The organism is Luteimonas huabeiensis HB2, assembly GCF_000559025.1.
In the GTDB taxonomy this organism is placed as follows: domain Bacteria; phylum Pseudomonadota; class Gammaproteobacteria; order Xanthomonadales; family Xanthomonadaceae; genus Luteimonas; species Luteimonas huabeiensis.
Genome location: NZ_JAAN01000043.1, coordinates 82,410 through 99,346, shown reverse-complemented (window position 1 = coordinate 99,346; position 16,937 = coordinate 82,410). Strand labels below are relative to the sequence as shown.

Annotated in this window: 16 protein-coding genes; 7 read left to right on the top strand and 9 right to left on the bottom strand. The window is 73.7% G+C overall.

Going from position 1 to position 16,937, the window contains the following annotated elements:
* Positions 1-27 precede the first annotated feature (27 nt).
* On the top strand, positions 28-795 hold the full coding sequence (locus Z164_RS0117420) for a glutamine amidotransferase (RefSeq protein WP_024891960.1): 768 nt from the start codon (positions 28-30) through the stop codon (positions 793-795).
* Complete coding sequence (locus tag Z164_RS0117415) at positions 792-1,661, top strand: BPSS1780 family membrane protein (RefSeq protein WP_024891959.1); 870 nt, start codon at positions 792-794, stop codon at positions 1,659-1,661. The genes Z164_RS0117420 and Z164_RS0117415 overlap by 4 nt, the downstream gene beginning before the upstream one ends.
* Before the next feature lie 31 nt (positions 1,662-1,692).
* Here Z164_RS0117415 and Z164_RS22855 read toward each other — a convergent pair whose 3' ends face one another.
* From Z164_RS22855 to Z164_RS0117390, 5 genes are all read right to left on the bottom strand, one after another.
* Positions 1,693-2,358 carry an RDD family protein gene (locus tag Z164_RS22855; protein WP_024891958.1) on the bottom strand — a complete coding sequence of 222 codons (666 nt, stop codon included), beginning with the start codon at positions 2,356-2,358 and terminating at the stop codon, positions 1,693-1,695.
* A gap of 432 nt (positions 2,359-2,790) precedes the next feature.
* Complete coding sequence (gene tatC, locus Z164_RS0117405; RefSeq protein WP_024891957.1) at positions 2,791-3,546, bottom strand: twin-arginine translocase subunit TatC; 756 nt, start codon at positions 3,544-3,546, stop codon at positions 2,791-2,793.
* Entirely contained in the window at positions 3,530-3,925 is a 396-nt protein-coding gene (gene tatB / locus Z164_RS0117400; RefSeq protein WP_024891956.1) for a Sec-independent protein translocase protein TatB, read from the bottom strand. Before tatB ends, tatC begins: the two co-directional genes overlap by 17 nt.
* Before the next feature lie 30 nt (positions 3,926-3,955).
* Positions 3,956-4,189, bottom strand: coding sequence for a Sec-independent protein translocase subunit TatA (tatA, locus tag Z164_RS0117395; RefSeq protein WP_024891955.1), 234 nt, complete (start codon positions 4,187-4,189; stop codon positions 3,956-3,958).
* A 77-nt stretch (positions 4,190-4,266) separates the two neighbouring features.
* Positions 4,267-5,160 (bottom strand): lipid-binding SYLF domain-containing protein, encoded by an 894-nt coding sequence (locus tag Z164_RS0117390; protein ID WP_024891954.1) that lies wholly within the window; start codon positions 5,158-5,160, stop codon positions 4,267-4,269.
* Positions 5,161-5,350: 190 nt separating this feature from the next.
* Between Z164_RS0117390 and hemH the strand changes: the two genes are divergently transcribed.
* Together hemH and Z164_RS0117380 are read left to right on the top strand one after the other, a co-directional pair.
* A complete protein-coding gene (gene hemH / locus Z164_RS0117385; protein ID WP_081770251.1) occupies positions 5,351-6,376 on the top strand; it encodes a ferrochelatase in 1,026 nt (341 codons plus the stop codon).
* Positions 6,373-7,221: an alpha/beta fold hydrolase gene (locus tag Z164_RS0117380; protein WP_024891952.1), complete on the top strand. Its 849-nt coding sequence runs from the start codon at positions 6,373-6,375 to the stop codon at positions 7,219-7,221. The genes hemH and Z164_RS0117380 overlap by 4 nt, the downstream gene beginning before the upstream one ends.
* A gap of 25 nt (positions 7,222-7,246) precedes the next feature.
* Here Z164_RS0117380 and Z164_RS0117375 read toward each other — a convergent pair whose 3' ends face one another.
* The 3 genes from Z164_RS0117375 to ttcA form a co-directional block, all read right to left on the bottom strand.
* Positions 7,247-8,035 (bottom strand): M48 family metallopeptidase, encoded by a 789-nt coding sequence (locus Z164_RS0117375; RefSeq protein ID WP_024891951.1) that lies wholly within the window; start codon positions 8,033-8,035, stop codon positions 7,247-7,249.
* Positions 8,036-8,050: 15 nt separating this feature from the next.
* Positions 8,051-8,956, bottom strand: coding sequence for a recombination-associated protein RdgC (locus Z164_RS0117370; RefSeq protein WP_024891950.1), 906 nt, complete (start codon positions 8,954-8,956; stop codon positions 8,051-8,053).
* A 64-nt stretch (positions 8,957-9,020) separates the two neighbouring features.
* Positions 9,021-9,932, bottom strand: coding sequence for a tRNA 2-thiocytidine(32) synthetase TtcA (gene ttcA / locus Z164_RS0117365; protein WP_024891949.1), 912 nt, complete (start codon positions 9,930-9,932; stop codon positions 9,021-9,023).
* Positions 9,933-10,492: 560 nt separating this feature from the next.
* Here ttcA and xylB point away from each other — a divergent pair.
* Both xylB and xylA read left to right on the top strand, forming a co-directional pair.
* Positions 10,493-12,004, top strand: a complete 1,512-nt coding sequence (xylB, locus tag Z164_RS0117360) for a xylulokinase (protein WP_024891948.1) — start codon at positions 10,493-10,495, stop codon at positions 12,002-12,004.
* A 47-nt stretch (positions 12,005-12,051) separates the two neighbouring features.
* Positions 12,052-13,386: a xylose isomerase gene (gene xylA / locus Z164_RS0117355; RefSeq protein WP_024891947.1), complete on the top strand. Its 1,335-nt coding sequence runs from the start codon at positions 12,052-12,054 to the stop codon at positions 13,384-13,386.
* Positions 13,387-13,452: 66 nt separating this feature from the next.
* Here xylA and Z164_RS0117350 read toward each other — a convergent pair whose 3' ends face one another.
* Positions 13,453-14,520, bottom strand: coding sequence for a LacI family DNA-binding transcriptional regulator (locus tag Z164_RS0117350; RefSeq protein ID WP_043690676.1), 1,068 nt, complete (start codon positions 14,518-14,520; stop codon positions 13,453-13,455).
* Between the two features lie 185 nt (positions 14,521-14,705).
* Between Z164_RS0117350 and Z164_RS0117345 the strand changes: the two genes are divergently transcribed.
* Complete coding sequence (locus Z164_RS0117345) at positions 14,706-16,916, top strand: alpha-glucuronidase family glycosyl hydrolase (RefSeq protein ID WP_236621825.1); 2,211 nt, start codon at positions 14,706-14,708, stop codon at positions 16,914-16,916.
* The last annotated feature ends 21 nt before the right edge of the window (positions 16,917-16,937 follow it).

Below are 16,937 nucleotides of genomic sequence, written 5' to 3'. Positions count from 1 at the left end.
CCGCCTTCCCCTGCGACCCGCATCGCCATGCCGCACGACCGCCCCTTCCTGATCCTGCAGACCGGCCGCCCGGTGCCCTCGATGCGACGCCACGGCGGCTTCGCGCACTGGATCCGCGTCGCCGCCGGGCTCGGCCGCGACGAGGTCGCGGTGGTCGATGCCCAGGCCGGCGAGGCGCTGCCGCCCGCATGGGGCTACGCCGGGGTGCTGGTGACCGGCTCCGGGGCGATGGTCAGCGATCGCGAAGGTTGGAGCGAGCGCGCCGCCGGCTGGCTGGGCGAGGCGGCGCAGCGCGGGGTGCCGGTGTTCGGCATCTGCTACGGCCACCAGCTGCTGGCGCACGCCCTGGGCGGCGAGGTCGGCGACAACCCGCGCGGCCGGCGCATGGGCACGGTCGAGGTGCGGGCCCTGCCGGCGGCCGCGGCCGACCCGCTGTTCGCGGCCGCGCCCGTGCGCTTCGCCGCCCAGGTCACCCACCTGCAGACCGTGCAGCGCGCGCCGGACGGGGCGGTGCTGCTGGCGGCCGCCGATCACGATGGCCACCACGCCTTCCGCTGGGGCCGGCATGCCTGGGGCGTGCAGTTCCACCCGGAGTTCTCGGCCGGCCACATGCGCGGCTACATCGGCGCGCGCGCGCAGGCGCTGCGGCACGAAGGGACGGACCCGCGCGCGCTCGCCGCGCAGGTGCGCGCGGCGCCGCAGGCGCGGCGTCTGCTGCGCCGGTTCGCGCGCTACGCGCGTACACTGTCGCCGGAAACCGGCAGCGGCCGGGATGCGATCGAGGAGCGGGTATGACGGATGTGCGCAAGGTGTCGGCAAGCGCAGGCGCGGAATGGCTGCTGGGGGGCTTCGGCCTGCTGCGCAAGGCGCCGGGCGGCCTGATCGCCACCGGGCTGGCGTTCGGCCTGATCAGCGCCATCCCGATGCTGTTCGTGGCGCTGTCGCCGGCGCTCGTCGTGGCCCTGCAACTGTTGATCGTGCTGGCCACGCCGGTGCTGATGGGCGGCTTCGTGCACGCGGTACGCGAAGTCGATCAGGGCCGCGCCGCGTCGCCGGCCCACCTGCTGGAGGGCTTCCGCGGCGGTCGCACCGCGTCGCTGGTGGCCCTGGTGGTCCCGCAGATCGCGTTCGGCATCGTGGCCATGCTGCTGCTGGTGATGATGATCGGGATGGAACAGCTGCAGGCGCTGGTGGCGGCCATGGAGCAGGCGCAGGCGCAGACCACCCCCGACCCGGCCCTGTTCGCCGGCCTGCCCGCCGGGCGGCTGTTGCTGTGGACGCTGATCGTGGTGGCGCTGGCGGTCGTGACCTACTTCTACACCTTCGTCGCCGCGCCGCAGATCATGTTCGAGGGCCGCGCCGCCTTCGCCGCCATGGGCCGCAGCTTCCGCGCCTGCGTGCGCAACCTGCCGGCGATGGTGGTGTTCTTCCTGCTGCTGCTGCTGGTCGCGGTGCTGATGGGCGTGGCCTCGCAGCTGGTGTCGATGGTGCTCGGGGTGTTCGTCGGCATGCTGCTGGCCGCGTGGATCGCGCAGATCGTGCTGATCGCGGTGCTGATGCCGGTCGTGGTCGGCGCCCTGTACACCGCCTGGCAGCAGGTGCTGGCTCCGGCCGGCGGCGTTCCCGCCGCGCAGTCCACGGCGGCGGGGATCGAGCTCTAGGCGCGCGGCGCACACCGCCGCGTAGCAGGCCCTAAGGCGGCCCGAGCAGCCGCAGCAGCGAAGCGTCCACCGCGGCCTGCAACCGCATCGCCAGCCAGGCCAGCGCCGCGCAGGCCAGCGCCGCCTGCAGCCACAGCCAGGCGCGCGCCCAGCCGGGCAGCGCACCGGACTCGCCCTCCACGCGGGCGCCGGCGATGCGGTCGTGCAGCGCCTGCCGGCGCGGCGGCAGCGCGGCCAGCAGGTGGCCCAGGTTGAGCGTCAGCCACGAGGCCAGCCCGGCGACCTGCCGCAGTGGGTGGCGCCAGCCCGCCAGCGGCCCGCCGCGCGCATCGGCCACCCGCAGGCCCAGTGCGCGCTTGCCCGGCGTGGCCCCGCGCCAGGCCTCGAAGCCCGCGCCCCACGCGCCCATCGCGCAGGCGAACACGACCATCGTCGGCACCAGCGCCGCGCCCAGCGCCGAGACGAACGCGGCCACCGCCGGGTCCGCGGCCAGCGCGGCCGGGGAAGGCAGGCCCGGCGCCGCCTGCAGCAGCGCGCGCAGCACCGCATCGATCAGCGCCTCCAGCGCGGGTCCGAGCGCCTGCCAGCGCGGCCGCAGCGCGCCGCGCAGCGCGGCCAGCAACGGCAGCGCGACCATCGCCGCGTCCAGCGACCACGCGGCATAGCGCCGCGGCAGCGAGACCTGTCGCTCAGCCATGCGTCCGCTCCCCGTGCGATGGGTACCGCACGCCTCCGCGCGTCCTGCGCCCGCACCGCGCGGCCCTAGGCATATCGACATTCGACCTGCACCGCCGAAACGGCCCCTTCTCCACGAGCGGGTGCATCCTGTTCCTTCTCCCGCAAGCGGGAGAAGGTGGCGCGCAGCGCCGGATGAGGGTACGTACGCACGCCTGCGGCGTGCCCCCCATCCGCCTTCGGCACCTTCCCCCGCTTGCGGGGGAAGGAAAAAAACAGGATGCTCCCCGCTTGCGGGGGAAGGGAAAGACGGAATGCTCCCCGCTTGCGAGGCAGCGGTAGACAGCATGGCGCCCGCAGGCGGCGACGGCGCTTCGTCGCTGCGTATCGACATGCGCGTCGCCGTGCTCGCCCGCATGGGCGGTGCGAGGCGCGCCATCGGCGTCCATCGGCCCTACGGCTCTTCCGCGATCCGGTCCTGGCGCGGGGCCAGCATCCGCGCGGCCACGATCCCGGCCTCGTAGAGCAGGCACATCGGGATCGCCAGCATCAGCTGCGAGATCACGTCGGGCGGGGTGACCACCGCGGCCAGCACGAACACGCCGACGATCGCGTAGCCGCGCGACTCGCGCAGCTGCTCCGGCGTCACCCAGCCCAGCAGCACCAGGATCACCATCGCCACCGGCAGCTCGAAGCTCAGGCCGAAGGCGAGAAAGATCACCAGCACGAAGTCCAGGTAGGCGTGGATGTCGGTCATCATCGCCACGCCCTCGGGGGTGACCGAGGTGAGGAAGCCGAACACCACCGGCAGCACCAGGAAGTAGGCGAACGCGCAGCCGGCGTAGAACAGCGTCAGCGCCGAGACCAGCAGCGGCATCGCCAGCCGCTTCTCGCGCCGGTACAGCCCGGGCGCCACGAAGGCCCACAGCTGGTAGAGCAGCCACGGCATCGCCGCGAACAGGGCGACGAAGAAGGCCAGCTTCACCGGTGCGAAGAACGGCGAGGCGACCTCCACCGCGATCAGGTTGGAGCCCTCCGGCAGCTTGTCCACCAGCGGCTGCGCCAGCCATGCGTACAGCCGGCGCGCGAACGGCAGCAGGCACAGGAACACCGCCATCAGCCCGGCCAGCCCGCGCAGCAGGCGCGCGCGCAGCTCGATCAGGTGGTCGAGCAGGCTGCTGTCGAGATCGGATTCAGCGTCGCGGTGCATCGGCGGGCGCGTCGCTGCGGTCGGTGGGCGTCGTCGCGGCCTCGGACGGCGCGGAGGGCGCGGCGGGTTCCTGGTCGGCGGCGGCCGGCGCGCGGTCGCCGGCGACGGTATCGCGCAGATCCTCGCGCAGCCGCGTCGCCTCCTGGCGCGCGGTCTCGTCGAAGCCGCGCATGCCGCTGCGGGCCTGGTCGATGTTGCGCTTGAGCTCCTCGGCCGCCAGCTCGCGCTCCAGCTCCGAGCGCACCGACTGCCACTGCGCGCGCGCGCGGCGCACCCACAGCCCGGCGAAGCGCGCGGCCTTGGGCAGGCGCTCGGGCCCGAGCACCACCAGCGCCACGACCGCGATCACCACGATTTCGGCGAAGCTGAGGTCGAACATGGAGACGGACCGCCCGCGCCGGCCGGCGCGTCAGCGCGCGGCGTCGTCGTGCTTGCTGGGCTCGCGCTCGGCCTGGGTGCTGGCGTCGGCCCGGGGGCGCTGCTCGATCTGCGCGGCCGGCTTGTCCTCGTCGCGCATGCCTTCCTTGAAGCCCTTGATCGCCTCGCCCAGATCGCGCCCGGCGCCGCGCAGCTTCTTGGTGCCGAAGACCAGCAGCACGACCACCGCGACGATGATCCAGTGCCAGATGCTCATACTACCCATGACGCGCTCGGAGGATGCGGGAAGACCCGCAGGATAGCGCAGCTGGCGCGGCCACGCGCGGGCGCGGCGGTGCCCGTTCAGGGGTTGCCGTCGAGCGGCTCGCTGCGGATTTCGCCTTCGCGCACCGGCTCGAAGGCCGACGGCACCGGCTCGGCGCCGGCCGGGCCCAGCGGCATCGCCTGCGCGCTGCCGGCCTCGGGCGGCGGCGGCAGCGCCGGCTGCGCGGCCGGGGCGGTCGCCGCGCCGCGGGCGTCGGTGCCGCGGTTGGCGCGGGCGATGGCGGTCGCCTCTTCCAGGCGGTCGCGGAAGTCCACCACCGCCGCGGACGGCTGCCCCTGGGTGCGGCGCTCGAAGATCATCCGCGGCGTGGTGCCGGGGCCGTAGACCGCCTGGTTGGCGTCGTCGTCGATCGACAGCACCGCGCCGTCCAGGGCGACGCCGGCGAACAGGCCGCGCGCGCGCGACCAGGACCAGATCTCGGCCTTGAGCTGGCCGTCGGTGGCGGTGGCGGCGTTGCGGCCCATCGGGCCGGCCGCCACGCCCGCGTCCGCGCCCAGCGTCAGCTTGCCGTTGACGATGCTGTCCAGGCTGCGGTCGTTGCGGAACACCAGCACCACGTCGGCCGACTGCACGCCGGCCTGGAAGCCGATGCTGCCGCCGGTCAGGGTCACGAACGCCGGCTGCGACCAGGTGCCGTCGGGCGACTTCACCGCCATCACGCCGTGGCCGCGGCGGCCGCCGATGATCAGCCCCGCCTTGATGGTGTCGGGCACCACCACGATCGCGCGCGCCTCGTCGAGCAGCTTGTCGGGAATCGCGCTCTCGGGGATCTCCTGCACCTCGGTGAGCACGCGCACCGCGTTGCGCGCGCGTTCGTCCTCCCGCGGGCCGGCATGGACGGCGCCGGCGGCGAGCGACAGCGCCAGGGCGGAGGCGAGCAGCGGACGGAAGACGCGGCGGGACTGGGGCATGGGAACTCCGGGAAGGGATGTCGGCGCGGCGCGGGCGGCACCGGGCGCAGGCTAGGCACGCGGGAATGAATCGGGTCTGAGTTTTTCGCGACGCGACACGCGCGAACGCCGCGAGGACGGCCGGGGCATCCGGCCCCGGCGCGCCCGGCCGCGAAGCCGCAAGCGCGCGAATTGCTGTCATCCTATGCCGATGCCGCAGCCAGTTCATCCGCCCGCGACGGCGAACCCGATCGATCCCGCCCGCTCCACGCCCGCCGCCGCGCACGATGCGGTCCTGGTGGTCAACCTGGGGACCCCCGACGCGCCGACGCCCGAAGCGGTGCGGCGCTACCTGCGCGAATTCCTGTCCGACCGCCGCGTGGTCTCGCTGCCGCCGCTGCTGTGGCAGCCGATCCTGCGCCTGGCGGTGCTGCCGCTGCGCGTCAAGCGCGTGGCCGGCCTGTACCGCGGCATCTGGATGGAGGGTGGCTCGCCGCTGCTGGTGTACACGCGCGGCCTGGCCGAAGCGATGGCGCCGCTGCTGCCCGGCGTGCGGGTCGAACACGCCATGCGCTACGGCCGTCCCGGGCTGGCGCAGGCGCTGGCGCGCCTGCGCGCGGAGGGCGCGCGCCGGATCCTGGTGCTGCCGCTGTACCCGCAGTACTCCACCACCACCACCGCCTCGGTCGACGACGTGGCCCGGCGCGCCGGCGACGGCGTGCGCGTGGTGCAGGACTACCACCTGGAGCCGGCGTGGGTGGCCGCGGTGGCGGACTCGATCCGCGCGGCCTGGGCCGAGGGCGGGCGCGGCGAGCGCCTGCTGTTTTCCTTCCACGGCATCCCGCAGCGGGTCGTCGATGCCGGCGACCCCTACCAGCGGCAGTGCCGCGCCAGCACCGACGCGATCGCGCGCGCGCTGGGCCTGGGCGCGGACGAGATCCTGATGACCTTCCAGTCGCGCTTCGGCAAGGAGCGCTGGTTGCAGCCCTATACCGACGCCACCTTGCGCGCGCTGGGCGACCAGGGGGTGAAGCGGGTGGACGTGGTCTGCCCCGGCTTCGCGGTCGATTGCCTGGAAACGCTGGAGGAGATCGCGCTGCAGAACGCCGAGCTGTTCCGCGAGCACGGCGGCCAGTCGCTGCGCTACATCCCCTGCCTCAACGACGGGCCCGCGCACGCGCGCGCGCTGGCGGCGCTGGCCTCGCGCGAGCTGGCCGCCTGGGCGCCCGGGCGATGAAGGCGTTCTCGCTCGAGATCCCCGCGGTCGCGATCCGCGGCCTGCGCGGCGGCCGCGCGGGCGGCCCGCGGGTGCTGGCGCTGCACGGCTGGCTCGACAACGCCGCCAGCTTCCTGCCGCTGGCGCCGTACCTGGCCGAGGTGGATCTGGTCGCCCCCGACCTGCCCGGCCACGGCCGCAGCGGCCACCTGCCGGCGGGCGTGGAGTACACCTTCGCCGGCGCCGTGCACGACGTGCTCGACATCGCCGATGCGCTGGGCTGGGAGCGCTTCGGCCTGCTCGGACACTCGATGGGCGCGGGCATCGCCAGCCTGGTCGCGGCCGGCTGCCCGCAGCGCGTCGAGCGGCTGGTCGTCATCGAAGCCCTGGGCGCGCTGCCGGAGGACCCGGCCCGGACCGCCGCGCGGCTGCGCGAATCGGTCGCCGCCCGGCGCGCGCTCGGCGGCAAGCGGCTGCGCGTGTTCGCCGATGCGGAGCCGGCGGTGCGCGCGCGCATGCAGGCCAACGGCCTGTCCGAGGCGTCGGCGCGGCTGCTGGTGGAGCGCGGCCTGACGGCGGTGCCCGGCGGCGTGGCCTGGAGCAGCGACCCGCGGCTGACCGTGCCCACCCCGACCCGCATGACCGACGCCCAGGTCGACGACCTCGTCGCCGGCATCGGCTGCCCGACCCGGGTGATCTACGCCGACCCGCCGCAGCCCTACCTGCCCGAGCCCGAGCGCAGCCGCCGCGCCGGCCTGCTGCCGCGGGGCGAACTGGCGGTGCTGCCCGGCGGGCATCATCTGCACATGGAGGATCCGGCCGCCGTCGCCGCCGCGATCGGGGACTTCTTCCTCCGCGCGTCCTGAGCCCGCGGCGCGGCGCCGGCCGCGCTCAATCCGACAGCAGCACGTGCAGCGCGGCCTTCAGCCGGCGGCCTTCGTCGTGGAAGTAGTCGCGCGCATCGCGCCAGTCCGGGCAGCGCGCCTCCACCTCGCGCCAGAACGCGCGCGAATGGTCGGCATGGATCAGGTGGCACAGCTCGTGCACCAGCACGTACTCGAACGCCGCCGGGCGGCCCAGCACCAGCGCCAGGTCCAGCGCGAGGGTGCCGTTGCAGGCCAGCGACCCCCACTGCGAGGACATCGGGCGGATACGGATGCGCGCCGGCGCGCGCGGCAGCCCCGGCAGGTAGCGCGGCAGCCAGCGGCCGACGTCGGCGCGGGCCTCGGCCTCGTAGAAGTCGCGCAGCGCGCGCCGCAGCGCGGCGGCGCCGGCGCGCGCGGGCACCGCGAAGCGCAACGCGTCGCCGTCGGCGGACAGGCGCGCGTAGCGGCCCTCGCACCAGTGCAACGGCCGCAGGGCGCCGCGCAGCGGCAGGCGCGCGGTCTCGCCGGGCCGCAGCGGCGCGATGCCTTCGCCGCGCTGCGCCGCCAGCTGCGCGGCCAGCCAGTCGCGGTGCTCGTGCAGGAAGCGCGCGCCCGCGGCGTCGCTGGCGCCGGGCGGCAGGGTCAGCCGCGGCCCGCGCTCGGCCACCGACAGGCGCATGCGCTTGGCGCGCGGGTCGCGCACGCGCAGCACGTCGATGACGCGGCCGTCGCCGAGGTCGAGGGGCACCGTGTCGCGCGCGAGCGCCGGCGGCGGCGTGCGCGGCGCGAGCAGGCGGCGCAGGGTCGGGGGCATGGGCGGCGGCCGGGGTCAGGCTTCGGCGCGGCTGAACTTGAACGCCGGCTCCAGCACCGCGAACAGGCGCCGGAACTCGCCGCTCATCAGCGCGAAGCGCGCGTCCAGCTCGGCGCGGATGTCGTCGGCCTCGGTCTGCTCCAGCTGATCGACCGCGCCGTCGAGCAGCTTGAACTTGCGCACCACCAGATCCTCGCCGAGCACGAAGGACACGTGGTCGTCGAGCACCAGGGCGAGCTTGGTGACCTGCTTGCCGGACTCCAGGTGCCGCGCGATCTCGTCGGACTGCAGATCCTGGCGCTGGCACTTCACGATCGCGCCGTTGTCGGCCGGGTCCTTCAGCTCGCACTCCTCGCCCAGCGAGAGTCCCTCCGGCAGCGCCTCGCCGGCGATCCAGCCGGTCAGCACCGAGCGCGGCGCGACCTCGGCGTTGAGCGGCAGCGCGGGGAAGCTGCCCAGCGCGCGGCGGATCTCGGAGACCACGTTCTCGCCGGTCTTGCGGCTGGAGGTGTCCACCGCGCACACGCCGAGCTTCAGATCCACCAGCGCATCGGTGCGCGACGGCTTGACGAAGGCGCGCGGCAGCAGCTCGTGGATCAGGTCGTCCTTGAGCTGCTTGCGCTTGCGGCCGCCGGGCTTGCGCCCCTCGCGGGCCTCCAGTTCCTCGATCCTGCGCGCGAGCATGTCGTTGACCACCGCGCCGGGCAGCAGGCGGTCCTCGCCGCCCACGGTCAGCCACAGCGCGTCCTCGATGCGGTGGGAGAGCGCCTCGGCATCGCGGCCGAAGGGAGAAACGAAGCCGCGCGAGGACAGCTCCAGCGGGCCGACGGGCTTGAGCGCGGCCTCGGCGAGGCCTTCGTCCAGGTGGTCGATGTCGAGCGAGACGGGAAAACGGAACAGGGTCAGGTTGCGGAAGAACATGCGTATCCGGGAATGGGGTCGGGGAGGGGCGGAGCGGTGCTGCGTGGGAGCCGGCCGGCGGCCGTCAGGAGGCGTGCGCCTCGCGATCCCGCTCTCCGCCCGAGAGCCACGCATGCGCATCCGGCAGGGCGGTGCCCGCGCCCGTCCCGAGCGCGAGGAAATCGAACAGCTTCGGGTCGGCGAGCTGCGAGGGGCGGATGTCGCCCAGCGCGCGCGCGATGGTCTCGATGCGCCCGGGCGACTCGCGCTCCCATTGCGCCATCATCTTCTGCACCTGCTTGCGCTGCAGGTTCTCCTGCGAACCGCACAGGTTGCAGGGGATGATCGGGAACGCCTTCGCCTCGGCGTAGGCGGCGATGTCGTCCTCGCGCACGTAGGCCAGCGGGCGGATCACCACGTGGCGGCCGTCGTCGGACAAGAGCTTCGGCGGCATGCCCGAGAGCTTGGCGTGGAAGAACAGGTTGAGGAAGAACGTCGCCACCATGTCGTCGCGGTGGTGGCCCAGCGCGATCTTGGTGTAGCCGCGCTCGGCGGCGTAGGTGTAGAGCGCGCCGCGGCGCAGCCGCGAGCACAGCGAGCACATCGTCTTGCCCTCGGGCACCACCCGGCTGACCACCGAGTAGGTGTCCTGCTCGATGATGTGGTGTTCCACGCCGATCGAGCGCAGGTATTCGGGCAGCACGTGCTCGGGAAAGCCCGGCTGCTTCTGGTCCAGGTTGACCGCGGCGATCGAGAACGACACCGGCGCCTTCTTCTGCAGCTGCAGCAGGATGTCGAGCAGGGTGTAGCTGTCCTTGCCGCCGGACAGGCAGACCATCACCCGGTCGCCCTCGGCGATCATGCCGAAGTCGGCGATCGCGCGACCGACCTGGTGGCGCAGCCGCTTGGCGAGGCGATTGGCCTCGAAGCGCGCGGCGCGCGGATCGCGTTCGCGCCGGCGCAGGGTCGGCTCGGGCAGGGGCAGGACGGTGCTCATGGCGCGGATAGTGTAGCGGCAGCGCGCGCATTCCTTCGTTGCGATCCTGCCGGCATCGTTCGCGCGCGCGTCCGCGCCGTCGCGACGCCGCGCGAGCGCGCCGCCGCAGCGCAGGCGACGGGGCCCTCCGCGGCGCGCGATCGCCGTCCGCGCGATCCGCGCCGGCGAACGGCCCGCGCCGTGCGCGGCTGCCGGCTGCGTCGCCGCGGCCAGCGCGCGCCGGCCATCGCCCCGGCCCGCGGCACGGGCCGCCCGTCGTCGCAGCAAATCCGGGGATCGCCGCGTCGTCGCCGGCATGCCGCGGCGGGCCGCTTGCGCATCGCAGCAAGACAGGCGGCGAACCGGCTCTGTACAGTGCAGCCGGGTCCGACGCCGTCGTCGGGCCGGGGCGCGAAAGCGCCGGCGGCCCGGAGGCGGTTTCTTTTGGCCTGTTTTTGTTAGCGCTATCATCGAAGGAGCCCGCCCTTGCGCGCCGATCCAGGACTTGTCGCCGTGCCGCAGACCGCCCCGCCCCCCGCGCCGCGCCGCGGGCGCTTCCCGGCCGGACCGGGGGCGCAGGCATGAGCCTTTACTTCGGCCTCGACGTCGGCACCCAGAGCGTCAAGCTGATCGCCTACGACCCCGCGGCGCGGCAGGTCGTGGCCTCGGCCGGGCAGGCGCTGGAACTGATCGCCGGCGAGGACGGCAGCCGCGAGCAGCAGCCGGCGTGGTGGATCGACGCCATCGCCCGGTGCTTCGCCCGCATCCCGGCGCCGGTGCGCGCCCGCGCCGCGGCCATCGGCGTGTCCGGCCAGCAGCACGGCTTCGTGCCGCTGGACCGCGACGGCGCGGTGCTGGCGCCGGCCAAGCTGTGGTGCGACACCAGCACCGGGCCGGAATGCCTGCGGATCATGGAGGCCGCGGGCGGCGCGCAGCGCTGCATCGAGCTGGCCGGCAACCCGATCCTGGCCGGCTACACCGCCTCCAAGCTGCCGTGGACGCGGCAGCACCGGCCGGCGGCCTATGCGCGCTTGGCGACCGTGCTGCTGCCGCACGACTACGTGAACTTCTGGCTGACCGGCGAGCGCTGGATGGAGCGCGGCGACGCGTCCGGCACCGGCTGGCTGGACGTGCGCCGCCGCGACTGGTCCGACGCGATGCTCGCCGCCACCGATCCCGAGCGCGACCTGCGCGCCTGCCTGCCGCCGCTGGTGGAGGCCGACGCGCTGTTCCCGATCCGCGCCGCCACCGCCGACGCGCTCGGCCTGCCGCGCAGCGTGCGGGTCTCGGCCGGCGGCGGCGACAACATGATGGCCGCCATCGGCACCGGCAACGTGACGCCGGGCCTGCTCAGCATGAGCCTGGGCACCTCCGGCACGCTGTTCGCCTACGCCGATCGCCCGCTGGTGGACCCGGCCGCGCGCTGGGCGGCGTTCTGCGATTCCACCGGCGGCTGGCTGCCGCTGATCTGCACCATGAACTGCACCGTGGCGACCGAGGCGATGGCCGGCCTGTGCGGTTTTTCCAGCCGCGAGGGCGACCGCCGCCTCGCCGGTACCCGGCCCGGCGCCGACGGCCTGCTGATGCTGCCCTTCCTCAACGGCGAGCGCACGCCCGACCTGCCCAACGGCCGCGGCAGCCTGTTCGGCATCACCGCCACCAACCTCACCCAGGCCAACCTCTATCGCGCGGCGATGGAAGGCGCGCTCTACAGCCTGCGCAACGGCTACGACGCCTTCGCCGATGCCGGCCTGCGCTTCGAGGCGATCCGCCTCACCGGCGGCGGCGCGCGCAGCCCGGCCTGGCGGCAGATGGCCGCCGACGTGTTCGGGCTGCCGGTGGACGTGCCGGCGCAGGACGAGGGCGCGGCGTTCGGCGCCGCGCTGCAGGCGCTGTGGGCGAGCCTGCGCGCCGACGACCCGAGCGCCGACCTCGCCGCGATCGCCGCCGAGCACGTGCGCATGGACCCGGCGCTCGCGGTGTGGCCGGACGCCGACGCCGCCGATGCCTACCGCGCCCAGTACGCGCGCTTCCTCGCCCACCTCGACGCGATCCGGCCGCTGTACGCCGCCGCGCCGCCGCCGCTTCCGTAGCGCGCAGCCCGCACCCCGAACTCCTCCATGCCAAAGCGAGAGCCCACATGACCACGACCCCCTTCATCGGCGCCCGGGAATACTTCCCCGGCATCGGCCGCATCCCCTTCGAGGGCAAGGATTCCGACAACCCGCTGGCGTTCAAGGTCTACGACGCCGGCAAGAAGATCGGCGACCGGACGATGGCCGAGCACCTGCGCTTCGCGGTGTGCTACTGGCACACGTTCTGCAACGCCGGCCAGGACCCGTTCGGTCCGGGCACGCGGCGCTTCCCCTGGGACGGCGGCGCGCCGATGGCCGCGGCCGAGGCCAGGCTGGACGCCGCGTTCGAGTTCTTCACCAAGCTCGGCGTGCCGTACTGGTGCTTCCACGACGTGGACATCGCCCCGGACTCCGACGACATCGGCGAGTACGAGAAGAACCTCAAGCGCATGGTCGGCCTGGCCAGGGAGCGCCAGCAGGCGACCGGCATGAAGCTGCTGTGGGGCACCGCGAACCTGTTCGCGCACCCGCGCTACATGAACGGCGCGGCGACCAACCCGGACTTCGCGGTGGTCGCGCGCGCCGCGGTGCAGGTCAAGGCCGCGCTGGAGGCCACGGTGGAGCTGGGCGGCGAGCACTACGTGTTCTGGGGCGGCCGCGAAGGCTACGCCAGCCTGCACAACACCGACATGAAGCGCGAACTGGCGCACTTCGCCCGCTTCCTGGCGATGGCGCGCGACTACGGGCGCAGCATCGGGCTCAAGGGCAACTTCCTGATCGAGCCCAAGCCGATGGAGCCGATGAAGCACCAGTACGACTTCGACAGCGCCACCTGCGCCGGCTTCCTGAAGGCGCACGGGCTGGACCAGGACTTCAAGCTCAACGTCGAGGCCAACCACGCCACGCTGTCCGGCCACACCTTCGAGCACGACCTGCAGGTGGCCTCCGATCACGGCCTGCTGGGCAGCATCGACGCCAACCGCGGCAACGCGCAGAACGGCTGGGACACCGACCAGTTCCCGACCGACCTGTACGACACCGTCGGTGCGATGCTGGTGGTGCTGCGCCAGGGCGGGCTGGAAGGCGGGTTGAACTTCGACGCCAAGCCGCGCCGCGAATCGAGCGACATGCAGGATCTGTTCATCGCCCACATCGGCGGCATGGACGCGTTCGCGCGCGGGCTGGAAGTGGCGCACGCGCTGCTGACCGAATCGCCGTGGGAGCAGTGGCGCCGCGAGCGCTACGCCAGTTTCGACGGCGGCGACGGCCAGGCCTTCGAGCAGGGCCGCCTGTCGCTGACCGACCTGTGCGCGATCGCCGCGCGGTCCGGCGAGCCCGAGCAGCGCAGCGGCCGCCAGGAAGCCTACGAGAACCTGCTCAACCAGTACCTGTTGCGCTGACGCGGGGCGATCGTGCGCGAACGCGCTCGCCGCAGCGGCTCGCGCACGATCGCCGGTCGCGTCGCCTCAGCGCTTCTTTCGCGCCTGCGCCGGCGGCGCCACCGAGTCGCGCCGCACCAGCTCGTGCGCGACCACGTGGTCCACGACCAGCCGCGTCTCGCGGTCGCCGCGGCGGATGCCGCGCAGCAGGGTGTCGATGGCGGAATCGGCCATCGAGGCGATCGGCTGGCGGATGGTGGTCAGCTCCGGCCACACCGTGGTCGCGGCCGAGCTGTCGTCGAAGCCCACCACCGACAGGTCGCGCGGCACGTCCAGGCCGCGCCGGTGCGCGACCGAGACCGCGGCCGCGGCCATGTCGTCGTTGCTGGCGAAGATCGCCGTCGGCGCGTACCGCCTCGCCAGCAGGCGCTCGGCCGCCTCCAGGCCCGAGCGGTAGGTGAAGTAGCCCTGTTCGACCAGCTTCGGATCGAAGGCGATGCCGGCGGCGTCGAGCGCCGAGCGGTAGCCTTCCAGGCGGCGGCCGCTGGCGGTCTGGTTGGGGTCGCCCTGGATGAAGCCGATGCGCCGGTGGCCCAGCGAGAGCAGGTAGGCGGTCATCTCGTGGCTGGCGCGGTAGTCGTCGATGCGCACGCAGGAGATCTCGTCGCGCGACCTGCCCGAGGCGATCGCCACCGTCGGCACGCCGGCCTCGGCCAGCTCCGACACCACCGCCTCCGATTCGCCCAGCGGCGGCGGCAGGATCACCCCGGCCACGCTCCTGGCCAGCGCGCGCGCGGCCGTGCGCTCGGCCTCCACGTCGGACGGGTCCCACGCCTCCACGACCAGTTGCACCGCCGCGCGCGAGGCGCCGCGCAGGGCCCCCACCACCAGTTCGCTCAGGTAGGCCGTGCTGGGGTTGGTGAAGATCAGCGCGATGCGCATGCCCGGGGCGGCCGCCAGCTGGCGCGCGGCGGGGTTGGGGGTGTAGTTGAGTTCGCGCACGGCCCGCATCACCAGGTCCCGGGTCGCCGGGCGCACGTTGCTGTTGCCGTTGACCACGCGCGAGACCGTCATCGGCGACACGCCCGCGTGCCGTGCCACCTCATGGATGGTGGCTGCGCGTCCCCTGCGCCGGACCGATTTCTTCTGGTTCAAGCGTTCCTCCGGTGTGCCGCAGCGCGGGTGCGCGGGCGCTGCGTCGCGACATCGCACCATCTTAGCCGCGGATCGCGACCCTGTGGACGCCGCCCGAATCTTGATGTTAGCGTTACCAGAAAAGCGCCGGACACAGGCGCGACCACGCAACACGGCGGTGCCGAAGGCGCCGCGAGGGAGGGCGGATGAAGGCTGCAGGCATGCCGGGCCGGCGCGCGCACGCGCGGCCGCGCACGGCGCGCGGATGGTTCCGGTGGGCGACGTCGATCGCGCTGTCGGTGTGCGCCGCGGTCGCCCCCGCGGCGGCGGAAGACGGTTACGACCTTTGGCTGCGCTACGCGCAGGCAGGCGCCGAACGGAGCGCGCAAGCGCCGCGCTTCGAGCAACTGCTGGCGGCGGACGCGACGCCGGCCCAGCGCGCCATCCGCGACGAGTTGCTGCGCGGCCTGCGGGGCCTGCAGGGGCGGGCGCCTGCGCTCGCCGAGCGCGTCGATCGCGCCGGTGCGCTGCTCGTCGGCACGCCGCACGCGCTGCCCGCGATCGAGCGGCTGCGCCTGGATCTCCACGACCTCGGCGATGAGGGCTACCTGATCCGCAGCCTGCGCATCGACGGGCACCCGGCGACCGTGGTCGCCGCCAACACCGATGCCGGCGCGCTCTACGGCGCCTTCGCCCTGTTGCGCGCGCTGCAGACCGGGCAGGACATCGCCGCCCTCGACCTGCGCGACGCGCCCCGCCTGCGCCACCGCGTGCTCAACCACTGGGACGACCTGGACCGTCACGTCGAGCGCGGCTACGCCGGCCAGTCGATCTGGGACTGGCACCGGCTGCCCGGCTGGATCGACCCGCGCTACACCGACTACGCGCGCGCCAACGCCTCCATCGGCATCAACGGCACCGTGCTCAACAACGTCAATGCCGATGCGCAGGTGCTCACGCCGATGTACCTGGAGAAGGTCGCCGCGCTGGCCGACACCTTCCGCCCCTGGGGCATCCGGGTGTATCTGTCCGCGCGCTTCAGCGCGCCGATCGAGATCGGCGGCCTGGCCACCGCCGATCCGCTGGACCCGGCCGTGCGGCGCTGGTGGCGGGCCAAGGCCGACGAGATCTACGCGGCGATCCCGGATTTCGGCGGCTTCCTGGTCAAGGCCAACTCGGAAGGGCAGCCCGGCCCGCAGGACTACGGCCGCACCCATGCCGACGGCGCCAACCTGCTGGCCGACGCGCTGGCCCCGCACGGCGGCATCGTGATGTGGCGCGCGTTCGTCTATTCCGACGAGGAACCCGAGGACCGCGCCAAGCAGGCCTACAACGAGTTCGTGCCGCTCGACGGCGCCTTCCGCGACAACGTGATGGTGCAGGTCAAGAACGGCCCCATCGATTTCCAGCCGCGCGAGCCGTTCCATCCGCTGTTCGGCGCGATGCCGCGCACGCCCCTGATGATGGAATTCCAGATCACCAAGGAATACCTCGGCTTCTCCACCCACCTGGCCTACCTCGGCACGCTGTACGAGGAAGTGCTGCGCGCCGACACCCACGTGCAGGGGGAAGGCGCCACCGTGGCCCGCGTGCTCGACGGCTCGCTGCACGGCCAGGCGCTCACCGGCATGGCCGGGGTGGCCAACATCGGCAGCGACCGCAACTGGAGCGGCTCGCACTTCGACCAGGCCAACTGGTACGCCTACGGACGGCTGGCCTGGAACCCCGGGCTGCCGGCGCGCGCCATCGCCGAGGAATGGACGCGCATGACCTTCGGCAACGACCCGGCCGTGGTCGCGCCCATCGTCGGCATGATGATGGCCTCGCGCGAGGCGGTGGTGGACTACACCGGCGCGCTCGGCCTGCACCACCTGATGGCGCGCGGCCACCACTACGGCCCCGGCCCCTGGGTCGAGGGCGGCCCGCGCGCGGACTGGACCTCGGTGTACTTCCACCGCGCCACCCGCGACGGCATCGGCTTCGACCGCAGCCGCCGCGGCAGCGATGCGGTCTCCCAGTACGCGCCCGCGGTGGCCGAGGTCTTCGACGATCCCGATCGCGTGCCCGAGGAGTTGCTGCTGTGGTTCCACCACGTTTCCTGGGACCGGCCGATGGCCTCGGGCCGCACGCTGTGGGAAGAACTGCTGCACCGCTACGACCGCGGCGTGGCCAGCGTGCGCGCCATGCGCGCCACCTGGGCCGGGCTGGCGGGCCGCATCGATCCCGAGCGGCACGCGCAGGTCGCCGCGTTCCTGGCCATCCAGGAACAGGAAGCGCAGTGGTGGCGCGACGCCAGCATCGCCTACTTCCAGTCCATCTCCGGCCGCCCGCTGCCGCCCGGCGTCGCCCCGCCGCCGCACCCGCTGGCCTACTACCAGTCGCTGGCATTCCCCCACGCACCGGGGGATACGCAGTGACGACGCCGACCGCCCAGCCGG